At 49.8% G+C, this 20,815-nt stretch carries 19 protein-coding genes and 1 pseudogene; 10 read left to right on the top strand and 10 right to left on the bottom strand.

The window, feature by feature from the left end; genetic code table 11:
• Positions 1 to 193: 193 nt before the first annotated feature.
• On the bottom strand, positions 194 to 937 hold the full coding sequence (locus tag JW883_15690) for a dienelactone hydrolase family protein (GenBank protein ID MBN1843706.1): 744 nt from the start codon (positions 935 to 937) through the stop codon (positions 194 to 196).
• A gap of 495 nt (positions 938 to 1,432) precedes the next feature.
• Positions 1,433 to 3,796, bottom strand: a complete 2,364-nt coding sequence (locus JW883_15685) for an SLC13 family permease (protein MBN1843705.1) — start codon at positions 3,794 to 3,796, stop codon at positions 1,433 to 1,435.
• Positions 3,797 to 4,373: 577 nt separating this feature from the next.
• Between JW883_15685 and JW883_15680 the strand changes: the two genes are divergently transcribed.
• Both JW883_15680 and JW883_15675 read left to right on the top strand, forming a co-directional pair.
• Positions 4,374 to 4,835, top strand: coding sequence for an Hsp20/alpha crystallin family protein (locus tag JW883_15680; GenBank protein MBN1843704.1), 462 nt, complete (start codon positions 4,374 to 4,376; stop codon positions 4,833 to 4,835).
• 42 nt (positions 4,836 to 4,877) lie between these two features.
• On the top strand, positions 4,878 to 5,288 hold the full coding sequence (locus JW883_15675; GenBank protein ID MBN1843703.1) for an Hsp20/alpha crystallin family protein: 411 nt from the start codon (positions 4,878 to 4,880) through the stop codon (positions 5,286 to 5,288).
• A gap of 221 nt (positions 5,289 to 5,509) precedes the next feature.
• On the opposite strand, the gene JW883_15670 is transcribed toward JW883_15675, so the two are convergent.
• Complete coding sequence (locus JW883_15670) at positions 5,510 to 5,692, bottom strand: hypothetical protein (protein MBN1843702.1); 183 nt, start codon at positions 5,690 to 5,692, stop codon at positions 5,510 to 5,512.
• A 257-nt stretch (positions 5,693 to 5,949) separates the two neighbouring features.
• Between JW883_15670 and JW883_15665 the strand changes: the two genes are divergently transcribed.
• Positions 5,950 to 6,468, top strand: coding sequence for a lipocalin family protein (locus JW883_15665; protein ID MBN1843701.1), 519 nt, complete (start codon positions 5,950 to 5,952; stop codon positions 6,466 to 6,468).
• A gap of 244 nt (positions 6,469 to 6,712) precedes the next feature.
• Positions 6,713 to 7,507, top strand: a complete 795-nt coding sequence (locus tag JW883_15660; GenBank protein MBN1843700.1) for a TonB-dependent receptor — start codon at positions 6,713 to 6,715, stop codon at positions 7,505 to 7,507.
• A 128-nt stretch (positions 7,508 to 7,635) separates the two neighbouring features.
• On the opposite strand, the gene JW883_15655 is transcribed toward JW883_15660, so the two are convergent.
• From JW883_15655 to phrB, 3 genes are read right to left on the bottom strand one after another with little or no spacing between them, the layout of a single operon-like run.
• A complete protein-coding gene (locus JW883_15655) occupies positions 7,636 to 8,103 on the bottom strand; it encodes a DUF1499 domain-containing protein (GenBank protein ID MBN1843699.1) in 468 nt (155 codons plus the stop codon).
• A gap of 46 nt (positions 8,104 to 8,149) precedes the next feature.
• Positions 8,150 to 8,521 (bottom strand): SRPBCC family protein, encoded by a 372-nt coding sequence (locus JW883_15650; GenBank protein MBN1843698.1) that lies wholly within the window; start codon positions 8,519 to 8,521, stop codon positions 8,150 to 8,152.
• Between the two features lie 24 nt (positions 8,522 to 8,545).
• Entirely contained in the window at positions 8,546 to 9,913 is a 1,368-nt protein-coding gene (gene phrB / locus JW883_15645) for a deoxyribodipyrimidine photo-lyase (protein ID MBN1843697.1), read from the bottom strand.
• Between the two features lie 167 nt (positions 9,914 to 10,080).
• Between phrB and JW883_15640 the strand changes: the two genes are divergently transcribed.
• The 4 genes and pseudogenes from JW883_15640 to JW883_15625 all read left to right on the top strand — a co-directional run bounded on the left by JW883_15640 (position 10,081) and on the right by JW883_15625 (position 15,054).
• The gene (locus tag JW883_15640) at positions 10,081 to 10,569 is read left to right on the top strand and encodes a pyridoxamine 5'-phosphate oxidase family protein (protein ID MBN1843696.1); all 489 of its coding nucleotides are present in this window, start codon (positions 10,081 to 10,083) and stop codon (positions 10,567 to 10,569) included.
• Entirely contained in the window at positions 10,566 to 12,776 is a 2,211-nt protein-coding gene (locus JW883_15635) for a hypothetical protein (GenBank protein MBN1843695.1), read from the top strand. The genes JW883_15640 and JW883_15635 overlap by 4 nt, the downstream gene beginning before the upstream one ends.
• A gap of 430 nt (positions 12,777 to 13,206) precedes the next feature.
• Positions 13,207 to 14,308 (top strand): annotated as a pseudogene (locus JW883_15630) (transposase).
• 290 nt (positions 14,309 to 14,598) lie between these two features.
• A complete protein-coding gene (locus JW883_15625) occupies positions 14,599 to 15,054 on the top strand; it encodes a TerB family tellurite resistance protein (protein MBN1843694.1) in 456 nt (151 codons plus the stop codon).
• Between the two features lie 496 nt (positions 15,055 to 15,550).
• On the opposite strand, the gene JW883_15620 is transcribed toward JW883_15625, so the two are convergent.
• From JW883_15620 to JW883_15605, 4 genes are all read right to left on the bottom strand, one after another.
• The gene (locus JW883_15620; protein ID MBN1843693.1) at positions 15,551 to 15,748 is read right to left on the bottom strand and encodes a hypothetical protein; all 198 of its coding nucleotides are present in this window, start codon (positions 15,746 to 15,748) and stop codon (positions 15,551 to 15,553) included.
• A complete protein-coding gene (locus tag JW883_15615; protein ID MBN1843692.1) occupies positions 15,708 to 15,872 on the bottom strand; it encodes a hypothetical protein in 165 nt (54 codons plus the stop codon). The genes JW883_15620 and JW883_15615 overlap by 41 nt, the downstream gene beginning before the upstream one ends.
• A 134-nt stretch (positions 15,873 to 16,006) precedes the next feature.
• Positions 16,007 to 16,873: a 2-oxoacid ferredoxin oxidoreductase gene (locus JW883_15610; protein ID MBN1843691.1), complete on the bottom strand. Its 867-nt coding sequence runs from the start codon at positions 16,871 to 16,873 to the stop codon at positions 16,007 to 16,009.
• A 14-nt stretch (positions 16,874 to 16,887) separates the two neighbouring features.
• Entirely contained in the window at positions 16,888 to 18,609 is a 1,722-nt protein-coding gene (locus JW883_15605; GenBank protein MBN1843690.1) for a 2-oxoacid:acceptor oxidoreductase subunit alpha, read from the bottom strand.
• 807 nt (positions 18,610 to 19,416) lie between these two features.
• On the opposite strand from JW883_15605, the gene JW883_15600 reads away from it, so the two are divergent.
• Entirely contained in the window at positions 19,417 to 20,445 is a 1,029-nt protein-coding gene (locus JW883_15600) for an HDOD domain-containing protein (protein MBN1843689.1), read from the top strand.
• 1 nt (position 20,446) lies between these two features.
• Positions 20,447 to 20,815: hybrid sensor histidine kinase/response regulator (locus JW883_15595; GenBank protein ID MBN1843688.1), on the top strand; the 369-nt coding region annotated here is incomplete at its 3' end.

Below are 20,815 nucleotides of genomic sequence, written 5' to 3'. Positions count from 1 at the left end.
TCAAAGCGGAATTTCGCCGTAGTTCGCCTTGCCTTCGCGCAGCGCAGGCGCTTGCGCCGCGTGTCATCCCTGCAGCAAGTCGCCGACCCGCCATAGCTTGGGCGACGGTGCGCTGCAGGGTATTCCGGCGAAGGCGGATAAAAATTTGTCCCATGGAATTGTGATCGTTTCCAAATCTCACAATTGATTAATTTCAATGTTTCAACGTATCCGTAAGGAATTCCGTAAAGCGCTTCCAGGATTTTTTATCCGCAGTTTCCTGATAACGGTTTCCACCAAAAACGGTAAAAGCATGTTGGGCCCCACCATAGGTGATCATTTCGTGGGCAACGCCTGCCGATTCCATTTCTTTAGCCAAATCAGCGAAATGGTCCATGGTAATCGCTGTATCCGCTGAACCGTGCATAATCAAAATTTTTCCCCGGGTTTTGGTGTAATTTTGTCCTGCCGGTGTCTTTAGGCCTCCGTGAAAAGTGGCAAAACCTTTCAGGTCTGCCCCGGATCGCGCCAATTCAAGCACTGCCGCGCCACCGAAACAATAGCCGACAGCGACGGCATTCTCGATATTGGCGCCTCTGTTCTTGGCCATATCCAAGGCCCCTTTCATCAAAGCTCGCATTTTCTCTCTGTTTTTATAGAGTTCACCCGTATGCTGGCGTTTGTCTTTCAGTTCAGTAGGTCGCACGTCGGCGCCAAACAAATCCAAAGCAAAAACAGCAAAACCCAAATCAGCAAGCATATTGGCACGCTTGACTTCATAATCTGTCAAACCATCCCAGTCATGAATCAGCAGCACGAAAGGCGCCTGGTCAGAAGGGCTGATGTAATATCCCTCATAAGATTGACCATCGACCTGATATGTCACCGAAGCGCCTGTGACACCAAATGCAACAGTTGGAACTGATACAAGCAAAAACACACATATAAAGTATCGCATGACAAAGCACTCCTTTCTAATTCATCTTAATAATCGTTGTGATCAGTAATGATAGTGCTACCCTTTAGTCGCTGTCACACCAGGGAGCGCGAATTTCTGAAAACATGACTTATTAACCTTTTAGATATCATGCCGCGAAACGAGTTTGTAGGGTTTTATTGAAGTGGATCGGCTGAGAATCAGGACCAAAGCCCCTGCCAGTAGGTTTCTTGAGGCAGGTTATAGGACCGGGAGATAGTTCAGCTGTGTGTGGCTTTGTGTAGCCTTTTGGGTTGATATCACGCATAACTTGTTGAGATTATAGAGGTAATCCACTACATGCTTCAAATTAAAAACTGGGTTAGGTGATCTGAAATAGGTTGCGACTTTAAGGGAACTTGCCGACATTGGGAATCAAAGACGAATAATGCATCGCTCAAAAAAACTTCGGTGTGGGCAATACCGTAAAGGTGTGAAACCCCGAAGGAGCCACGGCTTCAGTTCTCAGGTGCTGTTTCACGAAACAAAGGGCCAGAAAAGGGGGACCACTATCATAATAACAAGGTAGACGACCAAGGTGAGTGGAAGCCCGATCTTTACATAGTCCAGGAAACGGTAGCCGCCAGGTCCCATGACAAGGACATTTGCAGGGTGAGAAACAGGGGTTATGAAGCTCGCTGATGCTGCCATGGCTACTGCCATCATGAGTGCATGAGGTGACATGCCCATGTCTGCCGAGGTCTTCAGGGCGATGGGAGCCATGAGTACCACCAGGGCAGCCGTGGGAACAAAACAGGTGGCCAGAAAGGTGAGCCCCACAATGCCGGCCATAACGGCCAATGGGCCAAAAGGACCTACCATGGAGACCACGCCTTCGGCCAGGAAACGCGCAGCCCCTGTTTTGTCCAGGGCCAGGCCGAGCGGCAACATGCCGGCAATGAGGAAGACGGCCTTCCATTCTATGTACCGGTAGGCTTCCTCCATGCTCACACATCCTGTAACGACCATAAGGGCCGAGCCTATGACCGCGGCGATGTAGATGGGAATGAGGCCCAGAACAACTGAAAGGATTACCCCCGCAAAGATCAAAAGGGACACCTTCATCCGTTTAAGCCTTGGCGCCTCCCGGGCCGCTTCCGTAAGTACCAAAAAATCCGGGTCTTGCCCAAGGAGGGAAAAGTTGGTCCGCCCTCCGTGGAGAAGCAGGGCATCGCCAAAGCGAAGGGGTAGGTCCCGAAGGTCGGACAGGATAGCCTGGCCCTCGCGCCAGATGGCCAACACCGTGAGATGGTATTTTTCTCGAAATCGGAGTTGGCGAAGGGTCTTTCCCGTGATGTTCGTATATGGCGAAAGCATGGCCTCCATGATCCCCACCTCTTGGGATTCGAGGTCTCGAAAGTGTGCCGGCTCCGGGATTTGTTCAAGCTTCAAACCTGCCAGCCCTTTTACTGTTTCCACACTGTCCAGGGTCCCCAGTATGATAAGCCGGTCTCCTGCAAAGAGTTTGTCCTCAGGCTCCGGCAAAGGCCGGGTTTCCCCGTGTCGTACGATGGCCAGGACCCCCATGCCCAAAGCCTCACCCAGTCGGCTTTGGACCAGCGTTTTTCCTGCCAGGGCGCTATCGTCGGGAACCTCCATGGTGAGGAGGCGCTCATGAAGGCGGTAAGTCTCCGTGAGTGTGGACGGTGACACCTTTTCAACATGCTCGAAATCAGCGTCTCCACTTATGGCCTCCAGGGGGTCTGCCATGCCCTGAAGGACCAGGATGGTCCCTGACTCAAGGGCCTCATCCTGAAGGCCCCACCGTCTCACCTTGGCGCCGCGCCTGGTGGCCAACACGTTCACCCCGAAACGACGCCGAAACCCTATCTCGTTGAGGGTCCTGCCTGTCAGGGACGACCTTGGAGCCAGGCGGGCCTCCACTATCTTAACGCCCGGCGAGAAAAGGTCTTGAATATCCACCCCCTCGTGGACGTGGGTAAATTCGCACCAATCCATGAGTTCCTTTATGCGATCGGCGTTTCCTTCAACCACAAGGGCATCCCCGCCCCTGAGGCGCTCTGTCGGCGATGGCGCCAATATGCTCCGGTCCTTAAGGGTGATGGCCACCACGTTTAGTCCCAGCAATGAACGCAGACGGGTTTGAGCAAGGGATTTTCCCGCAAGTTCTGAATCTTCGGGCAGACGCATGAGGAACATGCGCTTCTCCAGGTCATAGGCTTTTCTTAAATCAAGGGGCCCGCTTTCAGAGGATACCTTTCTTACATCTCGCTTCGGCAAAAGGCGCCGTCCCACCAAGACCATGAAGGCCATGCCTGCCGCCATGACCACGACACCCACGGGGGTGTAGTCAAAAAGCTTAAAGGCTTTGAGACCATTGTCTCTCAGGGCATCGCTTACCAGGATGTTGGGCGGGGTGCCGATGAGGGTGGTGAGACCCCCTAGAAGAGAGCCGTAGGCCAAGGGCATGAGGAGTCTGGAGGGGGCTTGGTCTGTGCGATGGGCAATGTCCATGATCACCGGGAGCATGAGGGCTGCCACGGCCACATTATTCATGAAGGCGGACATGATCCCTGCGCTGATCATGATGGCAGAGGACAGAAGGATCTCGCCGCGCCCGCCTACACGAAGGACATAACGGCCAATAACATTGGCAACCCCTGTCCTGGTCAGGGCGCCACTCAGGATGAAAACGGCCCAGACGGTGACCACTGCCGGATTACTGAATCCGGACAGGGCTTCTGACGGGGAGAGGAGTCCGGAAACGGCCAAAGCGCCAAGGGTGAGAAGGGCCACAGCCTCCATGGGAATCCATTCCGTTACAAGGAACACGACGGAGACGGCCAAGATCACCAGCACAAGGGCAATATCTACGGTCACGGAAGGCACTCCTTCATACGGTTTTTATCCTTTTCGCCCAAAAAGAGATCGATGGTGTCACCCACGCCTCCTTATCCTTGCCTCTCCTACCCGCCACGGCCTGCCCACAAGCCCGCCAATACAAGAAATACCCTCCCATGTCACTATTTATTTCCCGTTCAAGTGGTGGCACATCACTCATCTTGGCAAGAAAAGCGCCCCTATTCCGCACGGGGGTATTTCGGGGACATCCTGGACTTTTTTAAACCTGCTTGGCTTTTCTTGGTGTCTCCAAGGCGGCGAAAGAAAAAGCAGCAGAACTCAATAGTCGCCAAAACATTGCAGTGCCGACTTGGTTGTTGCGGCCTGACGCTCTTGTTCCTGTTGACGGGAGACTATATCCCGCCGGTCTCGATAGTCGTAAACGATGTTTCTTCGTTCGTGAGTTCTGCCGCTTGACAAAGAAAAAAGTTGCATTATTAAAAATACAAAAGAGACCATCGGCCGATGGGATTTTTGCTGTTTTCGCATCATATGTTTTTGAGTACTGGAAAAAGACTTTGTAACTCTAAAGAATAGCAGAAGGGAGGGATGAGTCATGGCAATCTTAAGAACACCTGCGTGGTCAGGATTTAGGTGGCCGAGCTTTGGCGAACTGGATCGAATGCGAAACGACATGGAAAAGCTTTTCGGGGGGCTTTCACGAGGGATTTTTAGGGAACCTAGTGCGGGAGTATTTCCACTCTTAAACCTTACGGAAAATAGCAACACCTACTTCGTTCGTGCGGAGCTTCCAGGGGTAAAGCCGGATGAACTCGATATTTCTGTTACAGGTGATGGCCTTTCAATTTCAGGGGAGCGAAAGATTCCCACGGCAGAAAAAGGGGCAAAGTATCACAGAAAAGAAAGGGAGGCAGGCACCTTCAGCAGAATCCTCTCACTTCCCGGCCCAATCGACGGAGGTAAGGTGGAAGCAACATGTAAAGACGGCATATTAACGGTAGTGCTGCCTAAAGCCGAAGCGGCCAAACCAAAACAAGTTTCTGTCAAAACCGGATAATGTGACGAAAAACAGCTGAGATTTGAAGGGAGGGAATATATAATGACTGCAAATGAAGCCGGATCGCTTGAAGCGAAGGGCAAGCAAGAGGTAAGCACTTCTGCTGAACAAACAAGGCCTGGTTTGACCTTTACACCTGCTGTAGATATTTTTGAAACTGATAAAGCAATTACCCTTTTAGCTGATATGCCAGGAGTAAAAGCAGGAAATTTGGATATTGATCTTCACCAAGACGTGCTCACTTTGACAGGCGAAGCACAACCTGCCGAAGGCAAGGATGAGAACTATGTTTTGCAGGAGTTTAGAACGGGAAGGTACATAAGACAATTTTCTCTTTCCGATACCATTGATCAGGCAAAGATTGAAGCAGAAATGGCAAATGGTGTTTTAAGGTTGGTTTTGCCCAAGGCAGAAAAGGCAGTTCCACGGAAGATTTCAGTCAAGGCTGGGTAGGCGCGGTATCTTTAACGGGAATCGGGCATATATTTGGAGCAATATCATGCCAATAGATTACTATCTTGTCTTAGGTATTAACAGAACGGCAGACCTCAATAGAATCAAAAAAGCATATCGGACGGTGGCAAAGAGGGCATCTCGGGGACATCCTGGACTTTTTTTAACCTGCTTGGCTTTTCTTGGTGTTTCCAAGGCGGCGAAAGAAAAAGCAGCAGAACTCAATAGTCGCCAAAAAATTGCAGTGCCGACTTGATTGTTGCGGCCTGACGCTCTTGTTCCTGTTGACGGGAGACAATATCCCGCCGGTCTCGATAGTCATCAACGATGTTTCTTCGTTCAATGCCACGGACAATGACATGATGCAGGGTTCCGGAGGCATCCAGCCCAGCTCTTCTTGGCATGGCTCAGTTTCTTTCAATCTGATCTATCGTTGCATACGAAATTAGGTAAAAAAGTCAAAGATGTCCCCCAAGTGCCCTGGGGTGAGAAAGGACAGTATTTCTTGATGCGATTTTCCCCAAAAGAGAAGGAACAAAACATGCTGCGGCTTCAGTCTTGACCCTCAGGGTGAAATCACTTATGTTTCAATTCAACAAAAAGACTTCTTTAAAATCGGAATCCTTATGCTCGCGGTGTCATGGAGGAACCTGAAAGCTAGATGAAAAAATTCATTTTTTTATTATCGCTGTTTTGTGGGGGATGTATAGGGATTCCTGGCGATATTAAGCCCGTTCAGAGTTTTGATGTAAATCGTTATCTGGGAACGTGGTACGAAATAGCCAGACTGGATCACTCTTTTGAAAGAGGACTTGAGCAAGTAACGGCACATTACAGCTTGCGACAGGACGGTGGTATCAAGGTCGTCAACAGAGGATTTAATCCAAAAACAAACACTTGGAAAGAGGCAATCGGCAAGGCGTACTTTTTAGCCGATCCAGATGTCGCCAGTCTAAAAGTATCTTTTTTCGGCCCCTTTTATGGTGGATATCATATCATCGCTCTCGACAAGGTAAATTATTCGTATTCTCTCGTTTGCGGCCCCAATAAATCCTATTTGTGGATCTTGGCAAGAAAACCGGATATGGAGCAATCCGTGAAATCGGAGTTGATTAAAAAAGCAAAAGCCCTGGGGTTTGAAACGGAAAAACTCATTCATGTAAAGCAACTGCAAGGTTGAGCGGCCGAACAGGGTGTCACTCTTGATTAACGGGGTCGTTTCGAACTCCAATTGATGTCCTTCCAGTTTCAAACGGAATCTTGACCGGCGTAAACAAGGAGAATGAATGAGAAGCCGTTGTCTGTTTTTTTTGTTCTCTGCTTTTACCATGTTGTCATCCCTAGGGGGCGTCGCGGAATCGCGGGGAGAGGAAAAATTCCCAGGCTCAAAATCAGGTTGGTCCACTTTTTTACGAGGTGGATATGTGAATCAGTTTGAAAGCGACCTGGACGGAGGTGGCAGATTCAACACGAATCGCCTTTTCATTAAGGGCGGGGTTTCCCATAAGACCGAGCATGGAAGAAGTATCACATTGGCCCTGGGCTACGGTTTTGACCGGTATGATTTTTCGGGCGAAAGTGGCTTTGCCGGTTTGCAGCCCTGGGACAATATCCATTCATTTCGGTTTAGTGTGCCCATGCGATTAGAATATGACAATCATTGGTCTGTTTTTGTCATCCCAACGATCCGTACGACGGCGGAGAGTGACGCCGACATTGATGAGGCGTTCTCCGGGGGCGGTTTTGCCGGATTTTCCTACCGTTTCAGTGACAAACTTACCATCGGTCCGGGTATCGCAGTGATCTCCCAGATCGAAGATGACGCAAGTGTATTCCCCGTCTTGATTGTCAACTGGAAAATCACAGATCACCTGAGCCTGGGAACCGGTCGCGGTGTGGGTGCCACCCTGGGGCCAGGCTTGACGCTGAATTGGAAGGCCACAGACTCCCTGAACCTTTCCCTTGGCGGACGCTATGAACGACTCCGGTTTCGGCTCGACAAGGATGGCGTCGCTCCCAACGGGATCGGAAACGATGAGTCATTTCCTGTTTTTGGCGCTGTCTCTTACCGATTCAACCGGAAAACCCGGGCAAGCCTTCTGGCGGGTGTTAATTTGGGGGGTGAGCTTCGCTTGGAAGATGAAAAGGGAAACGAGCTTAGCGAATCGGACTACGATTCGGCGGTGTTTTTAGGACTTTCCTTCAACCTGTCATTTTAGGACCAAAAAAGATCTTCCAGAACGAGCAGCTTGTGGAAGTCCTTACCGATTTCCATGCAATCGAAGGTGTTGGCCCCGTGGTGTCAAAATACTCCGGATCGTCCGTGCTTACCTTCGAAAAAACAACGTCAGTCTATAGATACAAAAGCCTTTCGGATTTTTTCAATTCGTCTGCGATTCGCACCGAGATCGTAATAACCCAAGCGAGACGCCGATCGGACATGAATTAGAGGGGCGCCGTCTACGAAATAGAATTCCACGTCATCAACAAAGCGAAAAACCCCGGAGGTAAAGGTGACGTGAAAATAGTTTCTTTCTTCGGTGATCATTTCTACGCGACCTATGGATGCGAGAAGGCGTGAAAGCTTTTTTTTCGCCGCCAAAAGGGAACCGTTATAGCGCAGGGGTTCAACGAAATGGGACGGGTCTTCGCTTTGAGAAGAGACGCAATTGGGTGAATCGGGACACTGGGCGAGTTTTCCGTCGGTGATACCTGCCACGTCGCTTTTTCTCCCTGAACACTGAGCAAAGGTCAATAGAAAACAAGCACATAGCGCCAGGCCAAAAATCCGTCTTGAATTATTGGACTGTCCCATCGTTTTAATTCAGCCAAGACATCCTGGTTCTATATGCCGGAGGGCTTCAATACAGTTCCGCAATCGATGCGATACGCCTCAAGGCGATGGCGCATATGCCCAAATAGGGCACTGCGGAAAAAGGCACTTCAAAGGCCAGCCGGCACATCTTCTCGGCCAAAGGCTCAATCCGGTGTCCAGTGGCAGGTATTCCCGAAACACGCCAGGACCAATATCGACCAGAGACAAAATCTGTCACCTCAAAAGGCAGCCAAAACCCCAAGGCCGTTTTTACTCGTCCCCTGGATCCTTGTTCAATAAGTCTTTCCGAACACTCGACTTCCCGAATGGAAGGGCCCCAGTTCACCCACTGCGTCGTGTCTGTTAGAATTCGCCACAATACACTCGACGGTGCGTTTACGATCTTGCTGGTTTCAATGCTGGGCAATACCATGCTGATCATCTATGTGTCTTTGGTTAACCTCATTATCCGCATAACATAGGCATCTATATTGAATTTTCGCTTGAGCCCGGCGGCATTCATATAACGAACCTTGCCAAAGACCGGCCGTTCCTTCCATGCCCTGTCATGTTTTCCAAAACACCAGGCGACACCGGCAAAGCCGTTGGGGTCTCTCCCGTCCAACTCGTACTTGTTGTTCAGTCGCAGGGCGATTTGATAGGCTTCAGCAGGTGTTTTGCTCCATTCCAAAATCTTCTTTCCCCAGTACATACGCATGTAGTTGTGCATTTTGCCAGTCAACACCATCTCTTGCTGGGCAGAATTCCAGTAGGGATCGTGCGTGAGGCCCTTCTCAAACTCACTCAGGGTGTAAACAAACTCCCGGCGATCCTTCTTGTGCTCTTCTAAGGTCTTAGTCGCCCAATCAGGCAGGCACTTTATCGAATCATAACGTGGGTTGTAGTGCACAAAGTTCATGCTGAGTTCTCTACGGACGATGAGTTCTTCCAAAAAGGATTTCTTGGATTGTCGCGGTTTTCCCCTGGATTCTCGAATCTTTAGCGCAATGGTCAATGGGGAAATGTGTCCGAAATGAAGATAAGGACTCATGTGAGAGCCTAAATCAAGGCTGGGATCACTTCTTAGGTCTGCGTAGTGCTTTAGCTTCTCTTCAATGAATGCTTTCAATAACGCGATTGCTTTCCCAGTTCCACCTTCATATGACGCCACCGGCCCCACGGCACGATCAATGGAGAGTTTTGAGAGGATAGTGTTTTCGTTTTCTACAACCACCCCACCGAGTGGAAACCCCAACGAATCGCGCTTGACCGGTGTCTCGTTTAGCGACACCAAATAACGTTTCAGTTGTTTCTGCAATTTGGGTCTCAGAATCCCGGCGGTGTATGCTTCTTTTTCTGAAGCCTTTTCTACTGGCACAATCACATCGCTTTCCACCTGTACAACCAGGCAGGGGGCTTTGCTGGCAAAATGAGTTCGCCAAGCCACTTGAATTGCCAGATACCCTCGATCTGTGACAACCAGGGATGCCGCTTTTGCCAAGGACGTTGCCGCTTTTTCCGGGGATTGAAGTATTACCACAAACTGGATGCCTCGCTTCTTAAGGCCCTCATGGACATCACGCAGCCCCTGTAACATGAAGGTATAATGACGGGCGTTGGCCTCGGGAAACCGATCGGTAATGCCAAAAAGGACGACCACGGGTTGTCCTAGGTCGTTTGCCTCACGGATGGCATATTCCAGGGCATGATTGCACAAAACCCTTTGTGAGGCCTGCATCCAGTAGAGCACGTATCTACCTTTAGCAATCTTTTTGTTATTAAGCCGTTGAATTCTCTCTGGTTGGATCATAACCTTTATTCGCGAAGAGAATCATCGATAAGGTTACACAGGGGTATCCTTATTTTTTAACCCCCCTTGACATCTGAACAAAGAACATAACAAAATAGGGCCGCTAGGAAAAGCTTTTGCTAATCCATTTACTTTCAGAAGACCTAAAACGACAGGGTAAAGATAATATGACCCGTCCATCGGACAGGCAAGACATCCAGCATGACCCATCAAGGCTCCAGTTGTTCTTGACCGAGTTGTTTGCGGTCCAGAATCTGGCGATTGTTGCCACTGTACGGGAGCAACAGCCGTTCACCAATCTGGTGGCCTTTGCAGCCACCAACGATTTGAAGCACCTGGTTTTTGCCACACGACGAGAGACCAGGAAGTTTGCCAATCTTAGCAAAAACCCGTCTGTGGCCATGACCATCGACAATAGACGTAATATAACGAAGGACTTTTCCGAAGCCACGGCGGTCATGGCCATTGGAACGGCCGAGGAAGTGACGGGACCAGAAAAGGAAACACTGCTGGCAATTTATGTGGCAAAACATCCTGGCTTGAAAACCTTTGTCTCTGCCCCGTCTTGCGCTTTGATTCGCATAGACGTCGCCAAATACGATATAGTAAAACAATTTCAAAGTGTTGTGGAACTCCAAATGCCTTCAGGCCCATGATCCTTTCTATCGCAGACATTCATATGGGAGACAAAGCCCGGGTGGGCGGTAAAGCCTATGCGCTTGCTGAAATGTTTAAAAACAGCATGCCTGTGCCTTTTGCCATGTGCATCACCACCGAAGCTTATGTCTCTTACCTGCGTCATACAGGATTAAAAGACCGTATCTTTTTGCAACTTCATCGCAAACGTTTTGAGGATATGCGGTGGGAAGAACTGTGGGATATGGCCCTGCGTCTTCAAAACATGTTTCTTAAAACCCCCATCCCCCCAGACCTGAAGAAACAGATTGAAGGCCCCTTGAAATCTGCTTTTTCTTCCAACCCGACGGCGGTCCGTTCTTCTGCCCCTGGCGAAGATTCAGCTGCCGCCTCTTTTGCCGGCCTCCATGAGTCCTACGTAAACATTAAAGGTCCTGAGGCCATTCTCGAGCACATCAAGCTCGTCTGGGCGTCACTGTGGTCAGACCGTGCGTTGCTGTACCGTCAGGAGGTCGGGCTCGATGTAGAGAAGAGTGCCATGGCCGTCGTGGTTCAAGAAATGGTCTTGGGAGATCGCTCCGGAGTCGCTTTCGGAACAGATCCCAACGATGTCACACAGGCGGTTATTGAAGCGGTGCACGGTCTAAATCAGGGCCTGGTGGATGGCATAGTTGAACCCGACAGATGGATCATTGACCGAAACACCGAAAAGATAGTCTCGCACCAGCCTGTCAAGAGGCATGAAGCCATGTTGCCCGCTGGGAACCAAGTGCGTCTTCAACCGTTGTCGCCAGCCCAGCAAAGTAGCCCTCCCTTGTATGACGACGAAATAGCCCAAGTCTTTCAGCTCGTTCTACAGGCGGAAACATTTTTTGGAAGCCCCCAGGATGTGGAGTGGACCTTTTTGGACGACGGGCTATACGTGCTTCAATCCCGACCGATTACTACGGCGCCGGGTCAGACCGGCAAGGATGAGCGAAGCTGGTATTTGAGCCTCCACAGGAGTTTCGACAATCTCAAGGCGCTACGCATGCGTATCGAAGACACCCTGCTGCCGGCCATGGAGAAGGAGGTCCAGCGCTTATCCCAACAGACCTTTGATGCCCTTTCCGATACCCAACTGGCGGAGGAAATTCAAAACCGTTCTGATATATACGAAAAATGGTCAAAAACCTACTGGGATGACTTTATTCCCATGGCACACGGAATGCGCCTTTTCGGGGAAGTTTACAATAGAATGATGCGGCCGGATGATCCATACGAATTTATGCGTCTTCTTGGCGCCACGGATATGCTAGCCCTGAAAAGAAATGCTATGCTTGCAAAGATGGCTTCCATGATTAGAGATAATACAGCCCTTGTTGCCTCCTGGGACAATGAGGCCATATCGGATGACCACTTACCGGAAGAACTAAGGGAGTTCCATGGGGCTTTAACGGAATTTTTGGAACAGTTTGGTGATTTGGCCTGTGGAAGGGACCAATGCCGACAAGGTCGTCACGGAGTTGTAAAACTCCTCTTGGAAATGGCCGACAACTTGCCCAAAGAAAAACCCCGTTCTGTCACGGACGCAAGCAGCCTCACAGAAGCCTTTTTGGACCGTTTCACAGCAGAAGACCAGGGCTTTGGCTCCGACCTTCTCGCCTTGGGCCGAGCCAGCTACCGACTCAGAGATGACGACAATATCTATATCGGTCGGATTCGTCGACAAATGGTAAGGGCCGTGGACGAAGGCAGGCATCGCATAGAAAAACGTCTGGAAATCCCCACCAGCCGCCTTGCAGCAGATGAAGTGCTTAGTGCCTTGAATAATCCGGAATACACCCCAAAAGCACCGCAACCCCTTGAGCAATCCCCACAAAGCCCTCAGAGAGCAATGCAGATAAAGACCAGGCAACTGGTTGGGCAACCGGCAGGACCGGGCATTGCCAAAGGCAAGGCCCGCGTCATAGATACGGCGTCAGAATTAGTTGATTTCAAGACAGGAGATGTTTTGGTTTGTGATGCCTTGGACCCCACCATGACATTCGTTGTGCCGCTTTCTTCCGGCATTGTGGAACGAAGAGGCGGTATGCTCATTCATGGCGCCATTATCGCCAGAGAATACGGCCTGCCCTGTGTAACCGGCGTTCCAGAAGTTACCAACTATGTCAAGACGGGCGATATCGTTTCGGTGGATGGATACTTGGGCATTGTGACCATCCATTCCGATTTACAAATCGCATAACGCAGTCTCCGCGATTTATTATCGGCCTAGAAGGGGGTGGCATGACGGACCTTGGGGACAGGTTTGACTTTTTTGACTTCTTTCAATGTCAATCGGGAAAAGCCCACCGGGGGTATTTGGGTGACATCCTGGACTTTTTTTAACCTGCTTGGCTTTTCTTGGTGTCTCCAAGGCGGCGAAAGAAAAAGCAGCAGAACGCAATAGTCGCCAAAAAAATTGCACTGCCGACTTGATTGTTGCGATCTAAAGCTCTTGTTCCTGTTGACGGGAGACAATATCCCGCCGGTCTCGATAGTCGTCAACGATGTTTCTTCGTTCGTGAGCCTTGATTCACCGGCAAAAAAAATAAAAAACCTCGTTGTGCTTGATAAATCAAGCAGATAGACTGTGTTTGCACAAACAAATCTATCATCAACGAGGTGACACGACTATGGCACAAGGGGTTCTTGCTTTCAAGTACGAAGAGCAACGGCAATTTGGAGGTATGAGGGGGCTGCCGGTTTATTTGGATTTGGCTCAGGTAATGGGGCTGTCGAGGTCCGCAGAACAACACGTGGCGGTGCGAGCAGGCCGTGGGTGGACCGACGCACAGGTGGTGACATCGCTTGTGCTGTTGAACCTTGCTGGTGGGGACTGTGTGGATGATCTGGATATTCTTGAGGCCGACGAAGGATTTTGTCGGGTTTTGCGAAGGACATACATGCAGGGTATGTCACGCCAAGCCCGTCGAGCTTTAGAGCGTCGCTGGGTTAAAGAAGGCCGTAGATCGGTTCCTTCTCCCTCGTCGGTGTTTCGGTATTTATCAGCATTTCATGATAGTGAGCAGGACAAACATCGGCAACCGGGCAAGGCATTTATTCCGGCTGCTAACGAGCATTTGCGTAGTTTTTTAAAAGTGAACAGGAATTTTTTAGCTTTTGTGCAAAAGAACAATCCTGAAGATACTGCCACATTGGATACAGACGCAACGCTGTTGGAGACGGACAAATTAGATGCCCTTTTTTGCTACAAGAGCTTTAAGGCCTACCAACCCATCAATACCTGGTGGTTTGAGCAGGCGATGGTTGTTCATACAGAGTTTCGCGACGGCAATATTCCGGCGCGCTATGAACAACTGCTGGTTTTTAAAGAAGCATTGAGTTTGCTGCCTGAAGGCATAAAGACAGTGCGGATGCGTTCGGACACTGCGGGCTATCAACACAATTTGCTCAAGTATTGTGAGGTGGGTGAGAATAAGCGGTTTGGCCGGCGGCAAACTGCCCTCAGGCGACTTTGGTGAAAATGCCGCTTGGTGGTGGATCATGATGTTGGCTTTGAACCTAAATGCTACAATGAAACGCCTGGTGTTCGGGCAATCGTGGGGTCCCAAACGAATGAAGGCGATCCGTTTTTCTCTGATTAACTTGGCAGCACAAGTGGTGGATACCTCGCGGTACCTGCTGGTGCGTTTGAGCAAAGGCAATCGGTCATTAAAATGGTTACTCGATATTCGGGCGAAGATAGCGGTGCTATCGCCCGGAATTTCGGCATGACCCGGAGAACAAAAACTTCACACACTGGAAAAACCGTGGGATAGCTGTGTGTAATTTCAGCTTATTTCTAGCGTGTTATAGATGTGTCCCGCGGCTCGGGGCAGGGATTTACTAAAAACCTGCACAGGCGACAAAATGGCTCCAAAAAACCACTGGAAAAGCCTGTCCAAATTCAAGCGGCGGATTTGGGAGATGTCTCCGCCCTTGACCTCTGCAGGGATGGGCGCTAATATTCATGGAGTAGTCCCTTTTTGAAAAGAGGGCTTCGTAACGTAGAGGAGAACAGGACGATGATTGATCTGTTGAAGAAATTTTTCGGAAAAAGTACCAAAGGGGACAGTGGCGAGCAAGACAAAGCAACATCTCACGATATTCGAATTGCTACGTGCGCCCTGTTTCTGGAGATGGCCCAGATAGACGGCGAGTTCAGCCCCTCGGAAACAGACCACATCGTGGCCGTGTTAAGAAGCGATTATGATCTGTCTGATGAACATTGCAAGGCCCTGCTTGAGGCTTCCCATGTCGAACTTCAAGGAAGCATCGACTTATGGCAGTTTACAAATCGCATCAATCAGAATTATGCGATGGAAGAAAAGCTCGAGATCATTGAGACCGTCTGGCGGATCGCCTATACGGACGGCACCCTTGACAAGCACGAAGACTACCTGATGCACAAACTGGCCAAGTTGCTCCGCCTCAGCCATAAACAGCTCATCGATGGCAAGCTGAAAGTCATCCATTCGTGACATGATCCCGCGTCCCGCCCCTCCAAGAACAGCATCCTTTTACAATCCGTAGAGAAAAGTGACGAAGCCTTTGCCGGAGGCTTCCGGTTTCCTGCGAACGGGGTTTTCTGAGACACTTTGCGATGTCTATAATTTGATGCTTTATGTTGGGCGAAGAAGGTAATTTTGAAACGCGATGGAAGGATCCTGGGCGATAGCAAATCTTTTATTTCTGGGCGAATCGACAATTTGCAATCAATGCCGTTGAGATAGCCGGGCGCCTCGAAATCTAGCGATCGGCGGTAAATGTATCGTCGTTTCGAGGAGAAAAGATAGCAGAAGAAAACCAATTAAGACTGGTATAAGGCCGAATAGCATAAAATCATAGACCTCCCCAAGAAGCGCCCATTACCGCCTTGGCGAGAGAACATCCGTTAGCTTATGCCTTGCTTTTCTTCTCACCCGATCCAATCAGCGGTAAAACATCGTCCACTTTAAAGTACACCAAAAACATTTGTCAAAAATCTGGACCCTGGGATAATCCGGCACGGTCCGGCCGTCCCAGGCCATGATGCCCCCTTCCAGATCGAATATGTTTTTCGACTTTTTCCGAAACAAGCGTAGTTGCCGCAGCTGATCGCCCGCCACTGTGACAGTAAAAGACCAGGTCTTTGTCAACAGGCAGGCCCGAGATATCTGCCAGAAGCTCCCTCAAGGGAACCAGTTTGGCCCCGGGGATATGCCCTTGTACATACTACTTCAGGTTGTCTCACATCCACAACCAGGTAGGTGCTTTCCTTGTTCTTCTCCATGTATTGTCGCAGTTGTTCAGGGTTCATTATCCTAACCCTCCCCGCTGGTTGATGGGAAAACACAGGACTGGTTGCCAAATTCACCGGAGCGAAAAGACCGACTCACCGACGGACATCTTCCTTTTTAAACAACTCCATTGCAAAACCGCCTGCCCTGCAGGCTACAAATCCCTTTTCCTGTCCATGACCTGCTGCAATGCCGCCAGATCCCTTTTCCTACGAACGACGGGCGTGGGGTCTTGGCTGTAGACGTTGAGGCTTGCCTCGAAGGTGGCCTTGTCCGGATTGGCATAAATAACACCAAGTGGAAACCTAGTGGTTTCCACTGCTTTTTCAAACGCCCGGATTCTGTCGCCAGGGTCGTATGCGTCATCGAGATAGTAGGTGTTTTCCTTGAACCACTCGTACGTATTGGTCTTATTGAACGATACGCACGGTTGAAATATATCGACCAGCGCATACCCTTTGTGGGATATGGCCTTTTTGATGATCTCCTTGGTCATATCCGTATCGCCGATAAAGGCCCGTGCAACAAATGACACTTGGAGCGCCACGGCAATAGCAATCGGATTGAATGGTTCTAGAATGACGCCGTTCACCTGCACCGGCGTGACAAAACCTCTCTGGCTTGTGGGCGACGCCTGGCCTTTGGTCAAACCGTATACCATGTTGTTGTGAACGATATTGGTCATGTCCGGGTTTCTGCGGATGGTGCTGATAAAATGGTTCCCGCCCTCACCGTACATGTCGCCGTCACCGCTTTCAGCGATCACGATCAGTTCGGGATTAGAGGCCTTGATAGCCACCGCAGCGGGCAGTGCTCTTCCGTGAAGGCCGTTGAAGGCGTTGCATTTCAGGTAATGGGGGATTTTGGCTGCTTGCCCGATTCCTGAAACCACCACCAGTTCTTCAGGGGCAATGTCCAGTTCGGCAAGGGCATTTTTCAGTGTGGACAGAATGCCGAAATTACCGCAGCCGGGACACCAGCCGATATCAATATGGCCCATGTCATAACCCTTTATATCCATGAGAGGCCTCCTTTCTATAACAATTCGCCCAGTCCGTTCTCGAGTTCTTCCACCGAAAAGGCCAGCCCGTTATACTTGACAACCTTCCTTTTCATATCAATGTCCGCGTGTATTTTGAGTACCCGTGCAAACTGGGATGTGGCGTTGTTTTCCACTATCACAAGCCGGTCTGGCTTGCTCAAAATGTCCGCCGTACGGGGGTGGAGCGGGTAAACCTGGCTGAAATGAGCGAGACAGATATCGTCCCGCCCCAGGCGCCGGATCGCCTCGCTGGCGATGGTGAATGTAGATCCCCAGCAGACGATCATCGTTTTGCAGGCGCTTTTTCCCAAAACCTCGGGAAATACGGCCTCCTGCTGCAAAAGTGCCGTTTTCCCGAGACGTTTGTCCACCATGCTGATTCTGACATGATGATCTTCCGTCAAATGTCCTGCCTCGTCATGCTCGTCGCTGTCAACGACAACCAACCCTTTGCCGTCTCCGGGGATCCCCCGAGGTGAAATGCCGTTTTCGGTCAGGGCATATCGCGCATAACCCTTCTCAGTGGCAACGATATATCTTTCGATTTCGCAGCCCGACACATCGATTCTCGGGGTGTTGTAATAGGAATCGATGAAATATTGGTCGGTGAGAATGAACACCGGCACCTGGTATTTGTCCGCCAGGTTGAAGGCTTTGGCCGTCAGTTCAAAGGCCTGTTGCAGTGTTCCGGGAGCGAAAATAATCCGCGGGAATTCGCCATGTCCTGCATAGAGCGCCAGATCGAGATCACCCTGTTCCGTTCTCGTCGGCAAGCCCGTTGCCGGCCCCGGCCTCTGGGCCAGATGGATCACCATGGGCGATTCCATCATGCCGGCGAGACTCAATCCCTCGGTCATAAGGGCGAAGCCCCCGCCCGAGGTCGTCACCATGCCCCTTGCTCCGGCATACCACGCCCCTATGGCCATGTTCATAGCCGCTATTTCATCTTCTGCCTGCTCTGCGATGATGTCGAATGCCTTTGATTGCTGGGCAAGGAATGTCAGGACAGCGGTTGACGGCGTCATGGGGTAGGAGGAAATGAAATTGCATCCTCCGGCAATGGCTCCCATGCCGACGGCCTCTCCGCCGCTGATAATGATGTCGTCGGCCACGTCCGAATGCTTCTTCATCGTAATGGTCACAGCCCCGGAACGTATCAGGCCATGGCCAATGTCATAACCATGCTCGATGGCACGTATGTTATTGGCCAAGACCGTGTCGCCCTTCTTAGAAAAACGCCTGCTCAGGTCATCGATTATGCTTTGCCTGTCCATGTCAAAAAGGGCGGCGATGACCCCTGTTGCTATGATATTGGCATATATGGCGCCCCCGATCTTGGAGGCGATATCCGATAGTGGAATATCGATGATGGCCATGTCCTGGCTGCCATCAGGACTCAGAAGCTTCTCCTTTTCACCCAGGATAATGGTTTCTCCCGTAACCCTGTGCTCCACATGTTTCATGGCCTCGCGGCTCAGGGGAAACAGGATATCGATTCTGTCCAAGTACGCCTGAACCCTCCATGATGAGACGCGCAATTCTGTTGAATTGCTGCCGCCGCGGACTCTGGACATATACTCTTTGGTGGCGAAAAGATTGTAGCCTGACCGTTTGAACAGATGGGTCAAAAGCTGTTCGACGGTCTGAACCCCTTGCCCGGCGGCGCCGCAGAGCACAATGGATATGTCATCTTTTTTTTCTGGGTATTTTTCCATTGCAGTCCCTCCACTTGTATGTATAAAAACCTCAATACATGACTAACACATGAATGGCAACTTTTACGATGATCCGTATCGACTGTTTTTCGTGCCCAGCCTGTATCCTCAACGGTCGTTTCCATTATATATCCATATGGTCCGGGTTCGACCGGCCTTTTCGAATCTACAATTGGGTATGGCCACGGTTGAGATAGCCGGGCGCCTGGGAATCTGCCAATCGGCGGTAAGTAGATCGTCGTTGCGAGGAGAAAAGATGGCAGAAGAAAACCAATTCAGGAAACTCAAGCGGGACGGACATCAATATATAATTAGTTTGACATGATGTTGGCGGTGAGGGAACCGGGATACGCGTTGACGGACTTATCCAGGCATCTTGGGATGACCCAGCCCGGAGTGGGGTACGCCGTAAAAAGAGGCGAACAGTATGCCGAAGAAGACAACTTTCGGCTCATAGAACCTTAGTTATCTACTTATGCCCCCTGACCAGCCTGGCTCTTCTTGGCATGGCTCAGTTTCTTTCAATCTGATTTATCCTTACATACGAAATTAGATTAAAAAAGTCAAGGACGTCCCAAATGTCTCCCAATTCATCAGTGAGCCTCATCTTACCTTTCCTATAAACCACGCGAACACGATCTTCGGACATGCTCAGACTTCGGTCGCCAAGTGTCAACGATCTGACACATCGCCTGGATTTCCATGCTCAAAGACTTGATGTCAACGGCCTTAACCACTTGACCTTACTGATATTTAGCCTTTTGTGACATTTCGGCATGATTCCTGCGTCCCGTAGAGGGAGGATTAGTGTCCCCGTTCAAGGCACTTACCTTGAATAAAAATGTAGTGACAAGCACCTTCAATGAGAGGCAGATCATGACGGAAACAGCTCAACAAGATAAGTTGCCAATAGCCAAAGGGTCTACCGAAGAGATATCTTCCCACGTTGGGGACCATGACGGCTCAGTGAGTTCCAATGACAAGCTTGCCCGACTTGTTGGAAAGATTGATAAGTCTGATATTTCATCTATCAAACAGGTGGTAACAAAACTTGTAGAAATAATAAACGATCCCAATTCCGGTGCAAAGGAGTTAAAAGACGTAATTGACAAAGATCCTCCTTTATCAGCAAGATTACTGAAACGCGCCAATTCAGCTTATTACGGTTACCGAAGAAAAATTCATGCGATACAAGACGCTATTGTGTGCGTTGGATTCAATACTGTAAGAGAGTTAGCAATAAGTCAAAAGGTCAGCGAGGTGTTTCAGGACAATTCCAGCTATGAAGATTATTCGAGACCTGCGTTATGGGAGCACAGCTTTGCAGTTGCCCTATGTAGCAAGTTGACTTACACAAAGGAATTTAGGCAGCCAGGAGAGAACATATATGTGGCGGGTTTGTTGCATGACTTAGGTATTATAGCAGAAGATCAATTCCTCCAGAACGAATTTCGGTTGGCTCTTGAGGAGTCGAAAAGGAACAGACAGAATCTGCCAGATACGGAAGAGAAAACCCTAGGTTTTAATCATTCAGATATTGGACGAGAAATAGCTGATAGCTGGGAATTTCCCTATGAATTAGTTAAGGCTATAGGGTCCCATCATGACCCAGAGAAGGCTGAGGGCGAATCTAAGAGATTCATTCTTACATTGTATATTTCAGACTATGTTTGTCAAAGGAATGAAATTGGGTACTGTGATGCACCTTACAAAAAGGACGAGCGTCTATATTACAAATGTCTAAAGGAGCTGGGGATCAAAGGAATGGCGATGAATCTTATAGTGGAAGACGTTCAGAAGAAAATTTCGGACTTGAAATCGGCAGGATGGCTGTAAAATGAGTAAGAAGGAACGGGATTATGCACAACTAGAACAGTTACTCGAGGCCTCAGAGATTAAACTGAAGCACAAAGAGAATGAGCTTGCAGTGGTTCAACAGCAACACGAAGAGACCACCGCGGAATATCTGAAAATACTGAAGGCGTTGGAAGCTAGCAACCTGAAACTAGAGGAAGCATTGGAACTGGCCGAATTTGCTAACTTTTCCAAGAGCGAGTTCCTGGCCAACATGAGCCATGAGATCCGCACGCCCATGAACGGTGTGATCGGTTTTACGGAGATGCTGCTCGATACCAAGCTGAATGACGAGCAGATCGAGTATGCCGAGACAATAAAACGAAGCGGTGACGGGCTACTTTTCCTGATT

It is taken from the genome of Deltaproteobacteria bacterium (assembly GCA_016930875.1).
Classification (GTDB): domain Bacteria; phylum Desulfobacterota; class Desulfobacteria; order Desulfobacterales.
Note: the sequence above shows the minus strand (reverse complement) of the source record. Positions and strands in the feature narration are given on the sequence as shown.

What these genes read in the sequence shown, in the direction of transcription:
- JW883_15615 (MBN1843692.1), bottom strand. Translation starts at nt 15,872, where the DNA reads ATGAACCCTGAACAACTGCGACAATACATGGAGAAGAACAAGGAAAGC.
- JW883_15635 (MBN1843695.1), top strand. Translation starts at nt 10,566, where the DNA reads ATGATCCTTTCTATCGCAGACATTCATATGGGAGACAAAGCCCGGGTG.
- JW883_15670 (MBN1843702.1), bottom strand. Translation starts at nt 5,692, where the DNA reads ATGCCAAGAAGAGCTGGGCTGGATGCCTCCGGAACCCTGCATCATGTC.
- JW883_15675 (MBN1843703.1), top strand. Translation starts at nt 4,878, where the DNA reads ATGACTGCAAATGAAGCCGGATCGCTTGAAGCGAAGGGCAAGCAAGAG.
- JW883_15655 (MBN1843699.1), bottom strand. Translation starts at nt 8,103, where the DNA reads ATGGGACAGTCCAATAATTCAAGACGGATTTTTGGCCTGGCGCTATGT.
- JW883_15680 (MBN1843704.1), top strand. Translation starts at nt 4,374, where the DNA reads ATGGCAATCTTAAGAACACCTGCGTGGTCAGGATTTAGGTGGCCGAGC.
- JW883_15640 (MBN1843696.1), top strand. Translation starts at nt 10,081, where the DNA reads ATGACCCGTCCATCGGACAGGCAAGACATCCAGCATGACCCATCAAGG.
- JW883_15625 (MBN1843694.1), top strand. Translation starts at nt 14,599, where the DNA reads ATGATTGATCTGTTGAAGAAATTTTTCGGAAAAAGTACCAAAGGGGAC.
- phrB (MBN1843697.1), bottom strand. Translation starts at nt 9,913, where the DNA reads ATGATCCAACCAGAGAGAATTCAACGGCTTAATAACAAAAAGATTGCT.
- JW883_15605 (MBN1843690.1), bottom strand. Translation starts at nt 18,609, where the DNA reads ATGGAAAAATACCCAGAAAAAAAAGATGACATATCCATTGTGCTCTGC.
- JW883_15690 (MBN1843706.1), bottom strand. Translation starts at nt 937, where the DNA reads ATGCGATACTTTATATGTGTGTTTTTGCTTGTATCAGTTCCAACTGTT.
- JW883_15610 (MBN1843691.1), bottom strand. Translation starts at nt 16,873, where the DNA reads ATGGATATAAAGGGTTATGACATGGGCCATATTGATATCGGCTGGTGT.
- JW883_15665 (MBN1843701.1), top strand. Translation starts at nt 5,950, where the DNA reads ATGAAAAAATTCATTTTTTTATTATCGCTGTTTTGTGGGGGATGTATA.